The organism is Paenibacillus sp. 276b (assembly GCF_900107875.1).
Taxonomy (GTDB): Bacteria; Bacillota; Bacilli; order Paenibacillales; family Paenibacillaceae; genus Paenibacillus; species Paenibacillus marchantiae.
Map to the genome: position 1 here is coordinate 1,052,178 of NZ_FNRR01000002.1, position 16,396 is coordinate 1,068,573.

General features: G+C 45.5%; 19 protein-coding genes. 13 read left to right on the top strand and 6 right to left on the bottom strand.

Annotated elements, in window-relative coordinates; all coding sequences use genetic code 11:
- Nucleotides 1-37: 37 nt before the first annotated feature.
- Complete coding sequence (gene cysC / locus BLV50_RS15795; RefSeq protein ID WP_063564275.1) at nt 38-676, bottom strand: adenylyl-sulfate kinase; 639 nt, start codon at nt 674-676, stop codon at nt 38-40.
- 148 nt (nt 677-824) lie between these two features.
- Between cysC and BLV50_RS15800 the strand changes: the two genes are divergently transcribed.
- Nucleotides 825-1,223 (top strand): hypothetical protein, encoded by a 399-nt coding sequence (locus tag BLV50_RS15800; protein WP_053780509.1) that lies wholly within the window; start codon nt 825-827, stop codon nt 1,221-1,223.
- Nucleotides 1,224-1,380: 157 nt separating this feature from the next.
- On the top strand, nt 1,381-2,160 hold the full coding sequence (gene pdaA / locus BLV50_RS15805) for a delta-lactam-biosynthetic de-N-acetylase (protein WP_072734009.1): 780 nt from the start codon (nt 1,381-1,383) through the stop codon (nt 2,158-2,160).
- Between the two features lie 135 nt (nt 2,161-2,295).
- Here the strand turns inward: pdaA and BLV50_RS15810 are convergent, their stop codons facing one another.
- Together BLV50_RS15810 and BLV50_RS15815 are read right to left on the bottom strand one after the other, a co-directional pair.
- Complete coding sequence (locus tag BLV50_RS15810; protein WP_063564278.1) at nt 2,296-3,144, bottom strand: DegV family protein; 849 nt, start codon at nt 3,142-3,144, stop codon at nt 2,296-2,298.
- Between the two features lie 120 nt (nt 3,145-3,264).
- Nucleotides 3,265-3,741 (bottom strand): hypothetical protein, encoded by a 477-nt coding sequence (locus BLV50_RS15815; protein WP_090808707.1) that lies wholly within the window; start codon nt 3,739-3,741, stop codon nt 3,265-3,267.
- 278 nt (nt 3,742-4,019) lie between these two features.
- Here BLV50_RS15815 and BLV50_RS15820 point away from each other — a divergent pair, with 278 nt between their 5' ends.
- A complete protein-coding gene (locus BLV50_RS15820) occupies nt 4,020-4,406 on the top strand; it encodes a DUF423 domain-containing protein (protein ID WP_063564280.1) in 387 nt (128 codons plus the stop codon).
- A 149-nt stretch (nt 4,407-4,555) separates the two neighbouring features.
- On the opposite strand, the gene BLV50_RS15825 is transcribed toward BLV50_RS15820, so the two are convergent.
- Nucleotides 4,556-5,134, bottom strand: a complete 579-nt coding sequence (locus BLV50_RS15825; protein WP_072734007.1) for a hypothetical protein — start codon at nt 5,132-5,134, stop codon at nt 4,556-4,558.
- 230 nt (nt 5,135-5,364) lie between these two features.
- Between BLV50_RS15825 and BLV50_RS15830 the strand changes: the two genes are divergently transcribed.
- Nucleotides 5,365-5,667, top strand: a complete 303-nt coding sequence (locus tag BLV50_RS15830) for a YunC family protein (protein WP_017689545.1) — start codon at nt 5,365-5,367, stop codon at nt 5,665-5,667.
- A 106-nt stretch (nt 5,668-5,773) separates the two neighbouring features.
- Here BLV50_RS15830 and mtnA read toward each other — a convergent pair whose 3' ends face one another.
- Together mtnA and mtnK are read right to left on the bottom strand one after the other, a co-directional pair.
- A complete protein-coding gene (gene mtnA, locus BLV50_RS15835) occupies nt 5,774-6,847 on the bottom strand; it encodes an S-methyl-5-thioribose-1-phosphate isomerase (RefSeq protein ID WP_090808709.1) in 1,074 nt (357 codons plus the stop codon).
- 45 nt (nt 6,848-6,892) lie between these two features.
- Nucleotides 6,893-8,110: an S-methyl-5-thioribose kinase gene (mtnK, locus tag BLV50_RS15840; protein ID WP_090808711.1), complete on the bottom strand. Its 1,218-nt coding sequence runs from the start codon at nt 8,108-8,110 to the stop codon at nt 6,893-6,895.
- A 299-nt stretch (nt 8,111-8,409) separates the two neighbouring features.
- Between mtnK and BLV50_RS15845 the strand changes: the two genes are divergently transcribed.
- The 9 genes from BLV50_RS15845 to BLV50_RS33105 all read left to right on the top strand — a co-directional run bounded on the left by BLV50_RS15845 (nt 8,410) and on the right by BLV50_RS33105 (nt 16,347).
- On the top strand, nt 8,410-8,871 hold the full coding sequence (locus tag BLV50_RS15845; protein WP_063564284.1) for a Dps family protein: 462 nt from the start codon (nt 8,410-8,412) through the stop codon (nt 8,869-8,871).
- 126 nt (nt 8,872-8,997) lie between these two features.
- Nucleotides 8,998-9,573, top strand: a complete 576-nt coding sequence (locus BLV50_RS15850; RefSeq protein WP_090808713.1) for a DUF1802 family protein — start codon at nt 8,998-9,000, stop codon at nt 9,571-9,573.
- Between the two features lie 371 nt (nt 9,574-9,944).
- On the top strand, nt 9,945-10,724 hold the full coding sequence (sufC, locus tag BLV50_RS15855; RefSeq protein WP_063564286.1) for a Fe-S cluster assembly ATPase SufC: 780 nt from the start codon (nt 9,945-9,947) through the stop codon (nt 10,722-10,724).
- A 24-nt stretch (nt 10,725-10,748) separates the two neighbouring features.
- A complete protein-coding gene (sufD, locus tag BLV50_RS15860) occupies nt 10,749-12,053 on the top strand; it encodes a Fe-S cluster assembly protein SufD (RefSeq protein WP_063564287.1) in 1,305 nt (434 codons plus the stop codon).
- Nucleotides 12,050-13,270 carry a cysteine desulfurase gene (locus tag BLV50_RS15865; protein ID WP_063564288.1) on the top strand — a complete coding sequence of 407 codons (1,221 nt, stop codon included), beginning with the start codon at nt 12,050-12,052 and terminating at the stop codon, nt 13,268-13,270. The genes sufD and BLV50_RS15865 overlap by 4 nt, the downstream gene beginning before the upstream one ends.
- On the top strand, nt 13,260-13,691 hold the full coding sequence (gene sufU, locus BLV50_RS15870; RefSeq protein ID WP_063564289.1) for a Fe-S cluster assembly sulfur transfer protein SufU: 432 nt from the start codon (nt 13,260-13,262) through the stop codon (nt 13,689-13,691). Before BLV50_RS15865 ends, sufU begins: the two co-directional genes overlap by 11 nt.
- A 20-nt stretch (nt 13,692-13,711) precedes the next feature.
- Nucleotides 13,712-15,109, top strand: a complete 1,398-nt coding sequence (gene sufB / locus BLV50_RS15875; protein ID WP_024629097.1) for a Fe-S cluster assembly protein SufB — start codon at nt 13,712-13,714, stop codon at nt 15,107-15,109.
- Between the two features lie 244 nt (nt 15,110-15,353).
- The gene (locus BLV50_RS33675; RefSeq protein ID WP_090808714.1) at nt 15,354-16,073 is read left to right on the top strand and encodes a M23 family metallopeptidase; all 720 of its coding nucleotides are present in this window, start codon (nt 15,354-15,356) and stop codon (nt 16,071-16,073) included.
- A gap of 142 nt (nt 16,074-16,215) precedes the next feature.
- Nucleotides 16,216-16,347 (top strand): YjcZ family sporulation protein, encoded by a 132-nt coding sequence (locus tag BLV50_RS33105; RefSeq protein ID WP_211754048.1) that lies wholly within the window; start codon nt 16,216-16,218, stop codon nt 16,345-16,347.
- The last annotated feature ends 49 nt before the right edge of the window (nt 16,348-16,396 follow it).

The following is a 16,396-nucleotide window of genomic DNA, read 5'->3' on the forward strand; positions in this document are numbered from 1 at the left end:
TAGTTGGAAAGTAATTCAATCAGATTGCCATTTGCATTTAGTGAACGATGGCATTACTAACAGGTTGCGGCAGCTGAAAAGCACCAACACGTTCCAGATGCTGCACAATTTCATGCACGGCCTCTTCGATGGACAGCTCTTCGGTATCAATGATGAGTGTAGGATCTTCTGGAATATCATAAGGGGCCGAAATCCCTGTGAAATGTGGAATGGCACCGCTGCGGGCCTTTTTGTAAAGTCCCTTCGGATCACGTCGTTCGCACTCTTCGATCGAACAACGAACATAAATTTCAATGAAATCATCCGCTTCAAAGAGCTGTTTAACCATATTCCGGTCTTGTGCATCTGGCGAGATAAAGGCGGAAAGAACAAATAACCCGGCATCTACCATCAGCTTGGATACTTCACCAATCCGGCGGAGATTTTCTTGCCGATCCTCGGCCGTGAAACCAAGATCCCGATTCAGTCCATGACGTACGTTATCCCCATCAAGTACGTAACAATGAACCCCTTTTTCGTACAGATACTGCTCGAGGGCAAATGCAAGCGAGGATTTTCCTGCGCCGGATAAGCCGGTGAACCATAAGGCACGACTGCGATGACCGTTATGTTTTTCCCTGTCCTGCCTGTTTAAGCTGGATTGCTGCCAAGTAATATTACGCTCTTCCTTTGACATGAATATCCGCCTCTTCCTACTTATGATATGTATAATATTTTAACATATTTACAAGATTATAGCACCTTCTGAATTTGGCGGAATTTAGCGTGAATCAACGACAATTCGGGTATAGATGTAGTACATACATAGCAGGAGGAAGACCAACATGAACAATAACATACACAACATACAGGTATATTTTCAGTGCGCGGATTGCGATCAGGATATTCGGGCAATCTTTGCTCAAGAGCAGGTGAGTGCGGTTCGCTGTTCAGAGTGTGGTAGAGCATACACATTAATGAAGCCTACCATTGGTGACGAGATTTTACTTGATTGGGAGCAGGAGGCTCTATATCATAAATTGCGCGCAGATCGCTCTGAGCATGATAATCATAATATGTCTGCCCTGATTATTAAAGTAATTGAGCTGCTAACCTGGCGGGATAGTGGTGATGGTCAGACACGTGCAATAGAGATGGTTAGAGAATGGTTGGCTTCCAGTGGAAAACCTCAGACCTTACTTGAATTGTTTCATCATCCCGAGCGAGACAATAAACGGTTTTGAACGGAGAAATGAGAACCGGGGCTCCATGGTGTGTAAGTATGTGATGCGATCTGTAATCGAAATTTACATACATTAGCTGTTCCTGTGGCATATTACCTGAAGGTGTTCGTGATAGGAAACGACAAACCGAATTTTTCAGGAACAGGAGCGGATAGCAATGAAGCGAATGGTTCTTTACATGCTGCTGGCTGTATTGACGTTCGGTACATTACCGGCACATACTGAAGCATCGCCAATAAATGGAGCTTATCATTTTGGCTTCAAAAAGAGCCAAAACGGCCAGTTGCCTTCCATTGATCAGGAAGGATTTAAGGAGATATTGCAGCATAATGATGCCATTTTCCTGGGGGATACAAAACAGAAAGAGCTGTATCTTACGTTTGATAACGGTTATGAAAATGGGTTTACGCCAGCTATATTGGATGTTCTGCGCGACAAAAAGGTGCCAGCTGCTTTTTTTGTCACCGGACATTATCTGAAAGACCAGCCTGAATTGGTGAAGCGAATGTCGGCTGAAGGCCATATTGTGGGTAACCACTCCTGGAGCCATCCCGATATGACCCGAGTTTCCAATGAAAAAATAAGAACAGAGCTTGATCAGGTACGTTCTGAGATCAATCGGTTAACTGGACAGCAAGCGACCTTCTTGCGGCCACCACGTGGCATTTTTAACAACCGGACGCTTGCAGAGAGCCACGCCCAAGGTTACGTTAATGTGTTTTGGTCCGTTGCCTATAAAGATTGGGATACCAAAGTGCAACGTGGGACAGAGTATGCACGTCAGCAAGTCTTGAAACAGCTTCATCCGGGAGCAGTCATTCTGCTTCACTCTGTGTCGAAGGATAACACAGAGGCGCTAGCCTCCATCATTGATGAGGCACGTAAGCAAGGATATGCGTTCAAAAGTTTGAATGACCTGAAAACAAAAAGTTATTAATGTTACATGTTTACAATAGAAAAAGGGCATCCTGAGCTACGATAGCTTGGGATGCCCTTTCTGGCTTGGTCTTTAATGGTTTCAGCAGACATGATTCTAATCATTAAGGAAACATGCTGTGTGATGAGAGGCCTTTTATAAAACCGTGTTGTAAATGATACCGATCGTTTTGGGACCACAATGACTACATATAACGCAACCAGCCGTAGTTAATTCCACTCGTGCTCCAGTCTGCTCCTGCAGAGACTTTTGCAAATCAAGCGCGTCTTCCTCGGCCATGGTATGCACGACGATAACGAGATCGCGATCGATCTGTTCCTTATGGTTAAGTGTGTTTTGCAGCATTTGTTCCAGCGCCTTTTCCCGTTTGCCACGGACTTTGTAGGCAGGAGACATCTTGCCATCGGCTACCCGAATGACGGGGCGAATTTTCAGCAGACTGCCAATCAGGTTTTGCATGCCCGAGCAGCGTCCACCTTTATACAGATACTCCAACGTATCGATGACAAACTCAGTTCGCACATTTGGCTTGATGGCTTCAACGAGATGTGTAATCTCCGTCAGGCTTTGCCCTTTTTCTGCTGCATGAACTGCCTTCATCACCAGCAGGGCAATTCCGGAAGAAAGATTCAGAGAATCCACGACAGAGATGCGACCTTCCGGGAACTCGGAACTGGCCAATCTTGCATTTTGGTAAGTTGACGAAAGTTCAGAGGACAAGCTGATATATAAGATATCATACCCTTGTTCTATGTAAGGTTGAAATGCCGTCATGAAATCAGCAGGTGAAGGTGCTGCTGTTTTGGGCAGACGCCCATCCCTGCTTACACGTTCATAGAGCTGCTCCGGCTTAATTTCAGCACCGTCCTTCAGTGATTCCTCACCGAACACGACATATAAAGGGATGATACCGATATCGTGCTGCTGGATCCATGCTGGGGCCAGATCACTTGTGCTGTCCGTGAAAATTTTGATTCGTGACATGTCAATCTCCTTTGGATACGAAAATTTGGCAATAGAATGGATCAAATGGATCATGTTGAGATGAATCAGTGTTATTTCATTATCATTTTTGAAGAATGAATGTAAAGCGGATATACGCTTCTACATCATATAGATACCTGCAATAATAAGCCCTGCAAACGCCAGGATCATGGCTCCACTGAGAATGGTTCCAATAATAGCAAAGACTTTTTTTCGATTTTTGAGAATAAGCCCAATCACGCCGAGAATGATTCCGGCCAGATTAAGAATCAAACAAACTAGAACAGCCAGAGAAGCCAGAACAACTGCTGGATGTAATGCAATCTCCTCCACTTGGATCGGTGTGGTTACAACGCCAATTGAACTGTTTATAGCCATTGTGGCAATAAAAAAAGTCAGCATGTAACCAATGATTGAGACCAATCCAATCACAAAACTTGCAATACCAGGCCCGGAATGTTTCAATCGACCCATGGATGGATCTTCCAGGGAGGAAGGGGAAGGTGTAAACAGGTTGTCATGATTGGGATCTGAATAATCCGTGCCGGAACCGGATTGATAAGGATTATTGTTATTCTGTTTATTGTGATTATCCATAAATGGTGTATCCCTCCCTTAATCGTGGCATGATTGTAATTAACCTAATCCGGGTATTACGATTCTCATCAAGAGAATGAAGGCATTCCTTTTTACTTTTCCATAAAAATCGATAAAAATCAAGGTTTAACGCCAGTTTTCGTCGATTTTGAGGCAAAAGCGCAACAAAGTATATATAACCAGACATATAAATGCCTTCCGCATCGGAGCTGGCTGGTAAACACTGCAAGGATTCGCTAAAATAATAGTTGAGAGATGAATTAAGGGAGAGAAGTTAAATGCAACGGAAATGGATGATGCTTGGTGCTGTACTGACAATGCTTTCGGTAGCTATTGGTGCGTTTGGTGCACATATGCTCAAGGAAAAAATTGGTGCAGACGCCATAGCCGTGTATGAAACCGGAGTGCAGTACCACATGATACATGCAATCGCACTGCTGATTATTGGTCTTACAGCGGGTCAACTTGGACCGTCCACCAAGCTCAAGTGGGCAGCACGCCTGCTATTTATCGGAATTATCATATTCTCGGGTAGTCTGTATGTACTGAGTATTTCAGGTATTAAAATATTGGGAGCCATCACCCCAATTGGCGGGGTAGCCTTTATTGTCGGATGGTTGTTATTAGCAATAGACGTGTGGCAGCGGGGAAAAGATCGCTCATGATGATTTATTTACAATAGCTGGAAGTAGTTATGGAGAAATTATGATGTAGCAGTTCATTGTTACATGAATGATTATCTAAAAAAGCAACTTGCCTGGGAAATGTTATGGAATTCCCCCGTAAGTTGCTTTTTGTTTGAATGCTCATTGAGTTAGAGAAACTCATCAATTTCATTGGTTCGGAACGTATACACTTGTTTTTCATCCACATGGTAGACGCTTACAATGCTGGTATCCCGATCAAAATTCAAGATTCGGCATGGAATGCTTTGATGCCGGCCGTTCTTGTTGTTCACAACGATCCGAGTAAGACGGTTTTCTTTGATAAGGGTATCAATCCATACATCGAATGAATTTCCGTTGGTAGTGTTGGATGCTTCGGTTGAAGGAGCTTTCTGGGAAGCAGGTGTTTCGATTTCACTTTGTGGTTTGACTGGAACGGTTGAAGCCGTCGCTTGATTTGGTGAAGTGTTCTTCTGTCTTGCATTGGATTGTGATTTTTTTCTTTCTTTATGAAGAAAGGCGAATGAGTCCTTTTTGGACTGCAGTGTCACTTCAATAATTTTGCCAAGCTCTATGCCGGATTGAATCCGGAAGTCTGCAATTTGTTCCTCTTTGTTTATGAACTCCAACAGGGACTGCAGTGCCAATGCATTCGAGCGGCTCTTAATAAGAATATCGACATTGAATAAAAAGCCGATTTCTTCTTCGTTGGATAAGGTTTCTTTCATTGATCCCAGCCCCGTTAAAAGATATGTCAGCAAAAACATGCTTCAATACACTATATCATTAAAAAGGCAATAATCATAGTACTGGAGACATAGAAAATGAGCAACCACTTAGGCAAAATCAAGTAAAACCATATGCATTTCCAATCCTTTTCCGCAGGTGTCCACACGGCTATCCAGAATGAGGCATACAATTATCGTGACCTGTGGAAGAGGAGGTGTATCGGGAAATTATGGTGACGATGGAGCCGATTGTGGTTGGAGAACATGTTCTGGTCGGGGTAGAAGTGAAGTTGCCCAAAACGACATTACTGACGATTAATACATCCAAAGGATATATTATGTGCGGAGCACTCGATGTGGGATTACTTAATGAGAAGCTTGGGGATCGCAAAATTATTGCAGCTCGGGCGGTTGGCGTGCGCACATTGGAACAGCTGCTGCATGCACCTATGGAGTCGGTGACAACGGAAGCCGAAGCTATGGGCATTACGGTTGGCATGACGGGTGTAGAAGCATTGCTCAAGATGATCTAATCCCTGAATAATCAACAATTAAAGAGAGGGCTCCCCTACTGGGAAGTCCTCTCTTTAATTTACATGTACAAATCCTATATCAAACGATAAAACATGTTTCCACTAATTAAGCTTCATCCTTGGCGAACAAGGCAGCCAGATTCTCTTTGAAAGGAGCGCGAACGACGCCTTTTTCCGTAATAATGGCTGTTACATATTCGTTAGGTGTGACGTCAAACGCTGGGTTGAATACTTTCACACCTTGCGGTGCTGTACGTTTGCCAAATCCTTCGGTTACTTCCTCCGAAGCACGTTCCTCAATCGGAATGAGGTCTCCGGATGGCGTAGACAGGTCAATGGTGGACAGTGGGCTGGCTACATAGAATGGAATGTTGTGCGCTTTGGCAAGGACCGCTACGCTGTAAGTTCCGATTTTATTAGCTACATCCCCATTGGCAGCAACGCGGTCTGTACCCACGATAACTGCCTGAATCCAGCCTTTGGACATGACCATGCCTGCCATGTTGTCGCAGATCAGAGTAACGTCAATGCCCGCTTGCTGAAGCTCGAAGGCCGTAAGGCGTGCACCCTGAAGGACAGGGCGAGTTTCGTCTGCGAATACTTTCAGGTTGATGCCGCGCTCGTGAGCGAGGTACATTGGTGCAGTCGCTGTTCCGTATTTCGCGGTTGCAAGTCCGCCGGCATTACAGTGTGTGAGGACACCCATACCGTCTGCGAACAAAGGAAGAGCATTTTCACCGATTAGGCGGCACACTTCTTCGTCTTCTTTTTGAATCAAGAGAGCTTCCGCTTCAAGAGCAGCATTACTATCTTCGATATTTGCACCTAATTCAGCGAGGTCACTGGCTTTTTGCATCATACGATCCAACGCCCAGAACAAGTTCACAGCCGTTGGACGGGAAGTGGCAAGATGAGCACAGATGGATTTTACATGATCCAACCAGCCTTGTACGGCAAGTCCGTCATATGCCTTGGCACCGAGCACGACGCCAAATGCAGCAGCGATCCCGATCGCGGGAGCACCGCGTACTTTCATCGAGTGGATGGATTCCCATACTTCCTCGGGTGTGTACAGTTTCAGCATCAAAATCGTTTCAGGCAGCAGACGCTGGTCAAGCATTTCAAGCTTGTCCTGTTTCCATATAAGGGAGGACAGAGGCTGATGTTCAGGGGTTGTCATGGATGTTCCTCCGTTCCTTGAGTTAAGCTGTATGCATTCTTTGAGTCAGGCTTTAATAGAAGTAACCGCAGTAGCTACTGTATCTAGAAGTTCACCAATGGTGTTCAGATTGCGATTACGCTTGATGAGTGCTTTACCGATCGCCAGCGCTTTGCGCTGAGCACGTTCACGTTGTGTCGCATCTTCAATCGTATCGATATCTGCGACATGCGCGAGTCCAACAATACGACGGACCATTTTTGCGCCAGCAAAGCCAGCAGAGTCTCTGAATAATTGTTGTACATAAAGATCTTCATATCCAGGTGCTTTGGCCATAGGATCAACCAGATCGGAATTCCACAGACCACGGAAGCGGGATTCGAATTCAGTCCATACGTCACGAACCATATCCAGCAAAATCGTTTCACGCTCATGAAGAGCCTTTTGATCCTGAATTCGACCTGGCAGCGACGCGTAGTGGAGAAGCAGATTGGCAAGCACGGCTCCTACATCAAATCCCATTGGGCCGAAATAGGCAAATTCGGGATCAATGACTTTCGTGGATTCAGGTGTGACAAAAATACTGCCTGTATGCAAATCACCATGAAGTAGAGCTTGACCATGGGTGAGAAATTTCTCGCGCAGCAAGGCTACTTCAAGATGAAGTTCTCCATCTGTACGAAGTGCTTCCGCTTCATCTTCAATGGAAGCCTCATAATTATTTTTCTCCGCAATGCGATACGGTTCATCAAAGATCAGATCTTCGGTTATTTTACATTGATCCGGATTGACGAATCTGCCCTGTTTCTCTTTCTTCAGTTGCTGGTTCATGCCAAGATCTGACGTGAAAAACAATGTTCTTGCCATGAACTCCCCAATATGTTGTGCAAAAAGAGGATATGTTCCGCCATCGATGAGGCCTTTACGCATAATCACATGATCGCTCAAATCTTCCATCACGGTTAAGGCGAGATCATCATCATAATGGTACACTTCCGGCACCATTCCCGGACATAGACGATACTCTTCCTGTAGGATTTCCCGTTCAATTCTGGCACGTACCAGAGACAATGGCCATGATTCTCCGACCACTTTCGCATAAGGAAGAGCCTGTTTGATAATGATACTTTTATCGGAGTTCTGATCCGTGATATGGAAGACCAAATTCAGATTGCCGTCACCGATCTCACGACATTCCAGATTCGCATCTGCCGCAAACGGACCCGGTAAAGTTTTGGCCAGTTCGATTGCATCCTGGGGTGTAAAAGGGTGATATTGGGACAAGAATGCCACCTCCATATATATGAAGAAACAGGAAAACCCACTTCTTTGCTTGGTATATGTCAGTATATCGGAAATAACTGTGATTTTGTACCCTTTTTTTGAGACAGCCCATACTGGACTTGTTTCGAACTTCCGGTGTACGGGTAAAAACAAATAGGCCGGACGGTTGACAGAAATACCGCCGACAAGGCTCCCCACCACTGGGTGGTGCCGAAATGTTAAATCTCTGTCATTTACGGCAGGGTACCCTGCTTATAGTGAATGTCAGACTAATTTTATAATAAAAGGATGGGATTAAGATGGCTACAAAAAACAAAACAGATCAAGCAAAATCGGTGGAACAAGTACTTAATCGTCAGGTGGCAAACCTGAACGTCCTGTATGTTAAAATCCATAACTATCACTGGTATGTAAAAGGACCTAACTTTTTCACACTGCACGTAAAATTCGAAGAATTCTACAATGAAGTGACTGTACAAATGGATGAAATTGCTGAACGTATTCTTACCCTCAAAGGTAGCCCAGCGGCTACGATGAAAGAATATCTGGAGATTTCCTCCATTCAGGAAGCAGCTGGTGGCGAAGATGCCAACACAATGGTACAGAATCTGATCGAAGATTTTGCTACATTGTCGAACGAGTACCAGGAAGGTATTGAAGTGGCAGACGCTGCGGAAGACCAACCAACATCTGATATGCTGACAGGCTTCAAAGCTGATCTGGAGAAACATATGTGGATGCTGCGCTCTTTCTTGGGCTAATTCCATCCGCATTTACCGAGTTTGTTGGCTTATAAACCATACAGTTACTCCCACCTACTTTCACGTTGTCAGGATGACGCCTAGCGTCTATACTGCTGACAAGACTGACTTCGGGAGGAGAACTTTATGATAGGCACAACGATACCAGCGTTAAAAGAATGGGCCTCCGCAATCAAAGCGCTGGAAACGGGTCGCCAAGTTATGGTGATGCGCAAAGGCGGGATTGTGGAGGAAACCCGACGTTTTGAGTTGAAAAGTCCAGCGTTCTATCTGTATCCGACTTATGAACATCAGCGTAAAGAACTGATAAAGTCCTCTGATCATTTCTATGTTGAGGAATCATTGGCCGAATGGGTGCCTGAAGCTTCGACGATCCATCTCACAGCATATGCTGAAGTGACACAGGATTTGGAGATCAGAGATCAGGAGATGCTGGATCGACTTCTTGACTTTCATATGTGGACTGCGGATTTTGCCGAAGATCGCCTAAAGTGGAAACGCAAAGATCCACTCCACGTATTGATACTCCGAGTGTACCGTTTGAAGGAACCGATGGAGATTCCCGTATTACCTGAATACAACGGATGCCGTTCATGGATTTCCATTCCGAATGGTCCGGTGCCGCGCGAAATGACGCCGGTGGTGGACGTTGCGGATTTTGACGAACAGGTACAGAAGATTAACGAGACGCTCAAAATGTAATGTTATTTATCGGAAGGACTTGTCCATGATATGGATAGGTCCTTTTTCAATTGAGAGGATCAGATTTGATAAAAGATTGAATCCCTGTGATTTTTCTCACTGTCTATTTATGACGTAGAAGTTTTGTCATTTGATTCAATCTGGCTTTTATTATAGAATCAGATAGAATAATGTTTCCTGTAAGGGACAAGAGTTCTTAGGAAATGACTTGATAATCATTGAGAATCAGTTTAGAATTATTCTAAAGTGATTCTTGCTTTGGAGATTGGAGTACAGGAGAAATTCAGGGGAAGCCCTGTTCAGATATTAATAGGTGCTTTTTCGTTTTCGACAGTAAACATCAATTTAATCAATGGAGGGAAACAATACACATGGCTACGAATTTCGTCATTGAAGGTTTGAAAGCGACGATCGAAGGTAAGGAAATCCTGAAAGGCATCAACCTGGAAATGAAAGGTGGAGAAATCCACGCAATCATGGGTCCGAACGGAACAGGTAAATCAACACTGGCTTCTGCACTTATGGGGCACCCTAAATATGAAGTAACAGAAGGTACGATTACACTTGATGGTGAAGATGTACTGGATATGGCTGTAGACGAGCGCGCTCGTGCAGGTCTGTTCCTGGCTATGCAATACCCGAGTGAAATTGCTGGCGTAACGAATTCTGACTTCCTGCGTAGCGCAATCAACGCACGTCGTGGTGAAGGTAACGAGATCTCCCTGATCAAGTTCATTCGCCAAATGGAAGGTAAAATGAAAGAACTCGACATGAACCCTGAGTTTGCTCACCGTTACCTGAATGAAGGTTTCTCTGGTGGTGAGAAAAAACGGAACGAGATTCTGCAAATGATGTTGCTTGATCCAAAAATTGTAGTACTCGATGAAATCGACTCCGGTCTGGATATCGATGCTCTGAAAATCGTAGCAAACGGTGTAAACGCAATGAAGAGCGAAGATCGCGGCTTCCTGATCATCACTCACTACCAACGCCTGTTGAACTACATTACTCCTGACTACGTACACGTAATGATGCAAGGTCGTATCGTGAAGTCTGGCGGACCTGAACTGGCTCACCGTCTGGAAGCTGAAGGATATGACTGGGTTAAGGAAGAGCTGGGAATCACAGACGAAACTGTAGGTCAAGCGTAAAGACAAAACGGAGGAGGATAATCAATGACTACACAAACAATTCTTCCGGTTGAATCTGAAGCGCTTCGCGCCTTGTCGGAAAGCAACAATGAACCCGGCTGGTTGACCGAGCAGCGTCTCGAAGCCCTTAAGCTAGCAAGTGGGCTTGCGCTTCCTAAACTGGAAAAACAAAAAATCGAACGCTGGAATGTCAGCGAGTACGGCACGTATAAAGCTAGTGAAGCGATTGCTTCCCTTGAGGAAGTACCAGCTTCCATTAAAGATCTAGTTAAGGACCAAGCGGAAGGCAGTCTGGTTATCCAGCGTAATTCCAGTACGGTATATTCCAAGTTGTCTGCTGATCTTGCAGCAAAAGGAGTTATCTTCACGGATCTTGCTACAGCGGTTCGCGAACACAGCGATCTGGTAAAACCATATCTGAATACAGCTGTGAAAGCAGATGAGCATTCCCTTGCTGCACTGCATGCAGCACTTTGGAACGGTGGGGTATTCCTCTATGTTCCGAAAAACGTAGAGATTGAAGTTCCGCTGCAAGCGGTACTGCTTACAGATGATGCTACTGCAACATTTGCACCGCATGTGCTTGTAGTTGCTGAGTCCAACAGCTCCGTTACTTATGTGGATAACTATGTATCTGGCGAACTGTCTTCACCTGTATTCCATAACGGTGTTGTGGAAGTATTCGTGAAAGCTGGTGCCAAAGTCCGTTTCGCATCAGTTCACCAACTGAGCACAAGTGTTACTGACGTATCTTTCCGCCGTGCAGTGGTGGAGAACGACGCTTCGATTGAGTGGATCGTTGGTGAGATGAACAACGGTGATACTGCTAGCAACACGATGACGGTTCTTAAAGGGAACGGCTCAAGCTCCGATTCCAAAGTTATCGCAGTAGGTTCCGGTTCCCAAAAACTGAACTACACAACAGAAGCTCGTCACTTTGGCAAAAACACGCCAAGTCAGATGATTACACGTGCAGTTATGCGTGAAGAGGCTTCTGCAATCATTAACGGAATCACGAAGATTGAGAAAGGTGCTACCAAAGCGGACGGACAGCAAACAGAGAAAGTACTGATGCTGAGCCCGAAAGCACGTGGAGACGCCAACCCAATCCTTCTCATTGATGAGGATGATGTAACAGCTGGTCACGCGGCTTCTGTAGGTCAAGTCAATGTGGAGCAAATTCATTACTTGATGTCGCGCGGGATTAACCGTACGGATGCGGAACGCCTGATCATTTACGGCTTCCTGGCTCCGGTGGTGGCGGATATTCCTTTGGAAGCACTGCGTACCCAATTGCAGTCTCTCATCGAACGGAAACTGGGACAATGAACCCGGCTATCCGCGAGCAGTTCCCGATCCTCCACCAGGAAATCAACGGACACCCGCTCGTATACCTAGATAACGCAGCGACTTCCCAGAAGCCGCTGGCTGTAATCGAAGCGATTAAACATTATTATGAATTTGAGAACTCCAATGTGCATCGTGGTGTTCATACGCTTGGAAGCCGTGCAACGGATGCTTATGAAGGCGCACGTGAGAAGGTTGCCAAGTTTATCAACGCACGGCGCACACAGGAGATTATTTTCACCCGTGGGACAACGACCGCTCTGAATTTGGTGGCTTCGTCCTACGGACGCTCAGTCTGCAAAGAAGGCGATGAGATTGTTATTACGCAGATGGAACACCATAGCAATCTGATTCCATGGCAGCAAGTAGCCAAGGAAACGGGAGCGACATTGAAATACATTCCGCTACAGCCGGATGGCAACATTGATTTGGCTGATGTGGAGAAGACGATTACGAACAATACCAAAATTGTAGCAATCGCGTATGTATCCAATGTTATGGGTGTTGTTCATCCGGTAAAACAAATTGCTGAAATTGCACACCGCAATGGTGCTGTCATCGTTGTGGATGGCGCACAGAGCACACCGCACATGAAGGTGGATGTGCAGGATCTGGACTGTGATTTCTACGCATTATCCGGCCATAAAATGTGCGGACCAACCGGGATCGGTGCACTTTACGGCAAAAAGGCGCTGCTGGAGTCCATGGAGCCGGTTGAGTTCGGCGGTGAAATGATTGATGATGTGGGTCTCTATGAATCCAATTGGAAAGAGCTTCCTTGGAAATTCGAAGGTGGAACACCGATTATCGCAGGTGCGGTTGGATTGGGCGCTGCTATCGATTTCCTGGAGCAGATTGGCATGGATGAGATTGCTCATCATGAAAGTGTGCTGGCAGCTTATGCAACGGAACGTATGGCCGAGATTGACGGACTGACCATTTATGGGCCAGCTAAGCGTCATGTCGGAGTGGTTACATTTAACCTCGGTGATGTACATCCGCATGATGTGGCAACTGTGCTTGATGCGAGTGGCGTAGCCATTCGTGCTGGACACCACTGTTGCCAACCGCTGATGCGCTGGCTTGAAGTCAGTTCAACAGCTCGTGCCAGTTTCTATCTATACAATAACGAACAAGATGTGGACCGGCTTGTCAGCGCCTTAATCCAGACAAAGGAGTATTTTGGCGATGCAACTTGATGATCTGTACCGGCGTGTCATAATGGACCACTACAAAAACCCGCGGAACCGCGGAACGTTTGATAATGAAGCTGTCACGGTGAATTTGAACAATCCAACGTGTGGCGACCGGATTTCACTGCAACTTTTGCTGAAAGACGGAATCGTTCAGGAAGCCAAGTATACGGGGGAAGGTTGTTCCATCAGCATGTCCTCGGCATCAATGATGACCGAGGCAGTCAAAGGCAAAACGATGGATCAGGCACTCGACATGGCTAACCGTTTCTCCTCACTGATGAAAGGGGAAGAAGTCGATTTCGACGATTATGAAGATCTCGAAGCCCTATCCGGTGTGAACAAGTTCCCTGCACGCATCAAATGTGCCACATTGGCCTGGAATGCTTTACGCAAAGGAATTGACGAAGAGGACAATGTACAATAACGATAGGGAGGTAGAGCAAGATGGCTAAAAAAGCACCAGAAATGGAAGAGTATAAATATGGTTTTCGCGACGAGCACAAATCCATCTTTCAAACCGGTAAAGGTCTGACTGCAGAAGTCGTTACGGAGATTTCCAAAATCAAGAACGAACCGGAATGGATGTTGGAATTCCGTTTGAAATCCCTGAAACAATTCGAAAAAATGCCGATGCCTAAATGGGGCGGAGATCTTGACGGATTGGATTTCAACGAAATTCAGTATTATGTCCGTGCTTCTGACAAGCAAGGAAAAACATGGGAAGAAGTTCCTTCCGAAATCAAGGAAACTTTTGATAAATTGGGTATCCCTGAAGCGGAGCAAAAGTTCCTCGCAGGTGTATCGGCTCAGTATGAGTCCGAGGTTGTATACCACAACATGCAAAAAGAATTGGAAGATCAGGGCGTAATCTTCATGGATACGGATACTGCACTTAGAGAGCATCCGGAAATCCTGCGTGAATATTTCGCAACCGTTATTCCACCAGCAGATAACAAATTCGCTGCATTGAACAGTGCCGTTTGGTCCGGAGGAAGCTTCATCTACGTGCCTAAAGGCGTAAAATGTGAAGTGCCTCTGCAAGCCTATTTCCGGATTAACTCCGAAAATATGGGACAATTCGAGCGTACACTCATCATTGCGGACGAAGACAGCTTCGTTCACTATGTAGAGGGCTGTACAGCTCCAATCTACAGCACGAACTCACTGCACAGTGCGGTTGTTGAGATCATCTGTAAGAAGAATGCTCGTGTTCGTTATACAACGATTCAAAACTGGGCACCAAACATCTACAACCTGGTTACGAAACGTGCGGTTGCTGAAGAAAATGCAACGATGGAATGGGTCGATGGCAACATCGGTTCCAAACTGACGATGAAATATCCAGCAGTTGTACTGAAAGGCCGCGGAGCTAAAGGTTCGGTTCTGTCCATCGCTGTAGCTGGTAAAAATCAGCATCAGGATGCAGGCGCGAAAATGATTCACTTGGCTCCAGATACAACATCAACGATTGTATCCAAGTCGATCAGTAAACATGGTGGTAAAGTAACCTACCGTGGTCTGGCTTCCTTTGGTCGCCAAGCGGAGGGCGCAAAATCCAATATCAAATGTGATACGCTCATTCTGGATAATGAGTCCACATCCGATACGATTCCTTACAATGAAATCATGAATGATAACATCATGCTTGAGCATGAAGCTACGGTATCCAAAGTGTCCGAGGATCAACTCTTCTACCTGATGAGCCGTGGTTTGACCGATGCAGAAGCAACACAGATGATCATCATGGGCTTTATTGAACCGTTCACGAAGGAACTGCCGATGGAATATGCGGTAGAGATGAACAGATTGATCAAGTTTGAAATGGAAGGGTCAATTGGTTAATCCAACTGCCCTAACCCGTTTCGAAACGTCGATTCTGATTGTGGCAAAGTTGTGCTGAATCAGTTTCACGTGAACTAAATAACATATCAAGAAAGATCGAGGGAGTTTATCCCTCGATCTTTTTTTATTGCAGTAGAAACGAACTGGGATGCTCTATCCTGGGTTTATTTGTAATAAAATAAGATCAATAGCACAAGCCATTTACTAGATTTAAGCATCTAATGATAGAAAAGGATGTGAATACATGAGCATAAATCCGTTTAAGGGATATCGGATTACGAGTTCATTTGGCTATCGAATTCATCCTATTTCTGGTGGTCAGACATTTCATCGTGGAATCGATCTCGTCACAGAGCCATGGAATGGGCCCATACATGCATTTATGGACGGGACTGTACGTTTTGCTGCGGAAGGGGCTACAGGCTCAGGATTCGGCGGTTACGGGCTTACGGTTGCAGTGCAGGATCATAGGGGCTACTTGCATTGTTACGCTCACCTTTCCCGAATTGCAGTGAAAGTTGGACAGCAAGTGAAACAAGGACAGCTTCTTGGCAACCAGGGGAGCACGGGTGAAAGCACGGGTCCGCATGTTCATTATGAGGTACGCAAAACGAGCTCCCCTTCGTATGGATACACGGCTAGTGAAAATGGTGTTGTTGATCCAGGGATATATTTGAAATCTGAATATAGTTCGACGGTTGAAGGACAGGAGGGGACCCCAATGACGACGGAGGAAAGGGCACGATTAACAGCGATGGAGAAGATGCTGGAATCCCAGTCAGCCTGGATTCAGCAGCAGAAAAGCATTTCCAGTATGGCTTGTCCGTCTTGGGCTGAGGAAGCTTATCATTACTACCAACCATATATAATGAACGATACGGGCAGTTATGACTTTTGGAGATTACTTGTCATCATGTATCGTAAGGAGAAGGGAATCACGGTCTCTTCCAGTTCCTCAAGTTAACGAACAGATCAGGAGTATACGTGAAGCTTGATTTAGGCAAAAGCAGGCAGACAACCATTTATTGAATGTTTCCAGTTCGCCCGGTTCATCCCAACGCAAACGTCATATGTTAGGGTATACCTGATGAAGAGGAGGCAATCACATGAGCGAAGTAGGATATGGCTGTGGGGGCAACGTAGGCGGCGTAGGCGGATACAATATGTTCACAAACACGGGTGCGATCTTGGTACTGTTCATTCTGTTGGTTATCATCACTAAAGCATTCTTTATTTAATATGATATGAACAAATCGGTATTCAAAAAGGGAAGCCTTAACGGCTCCC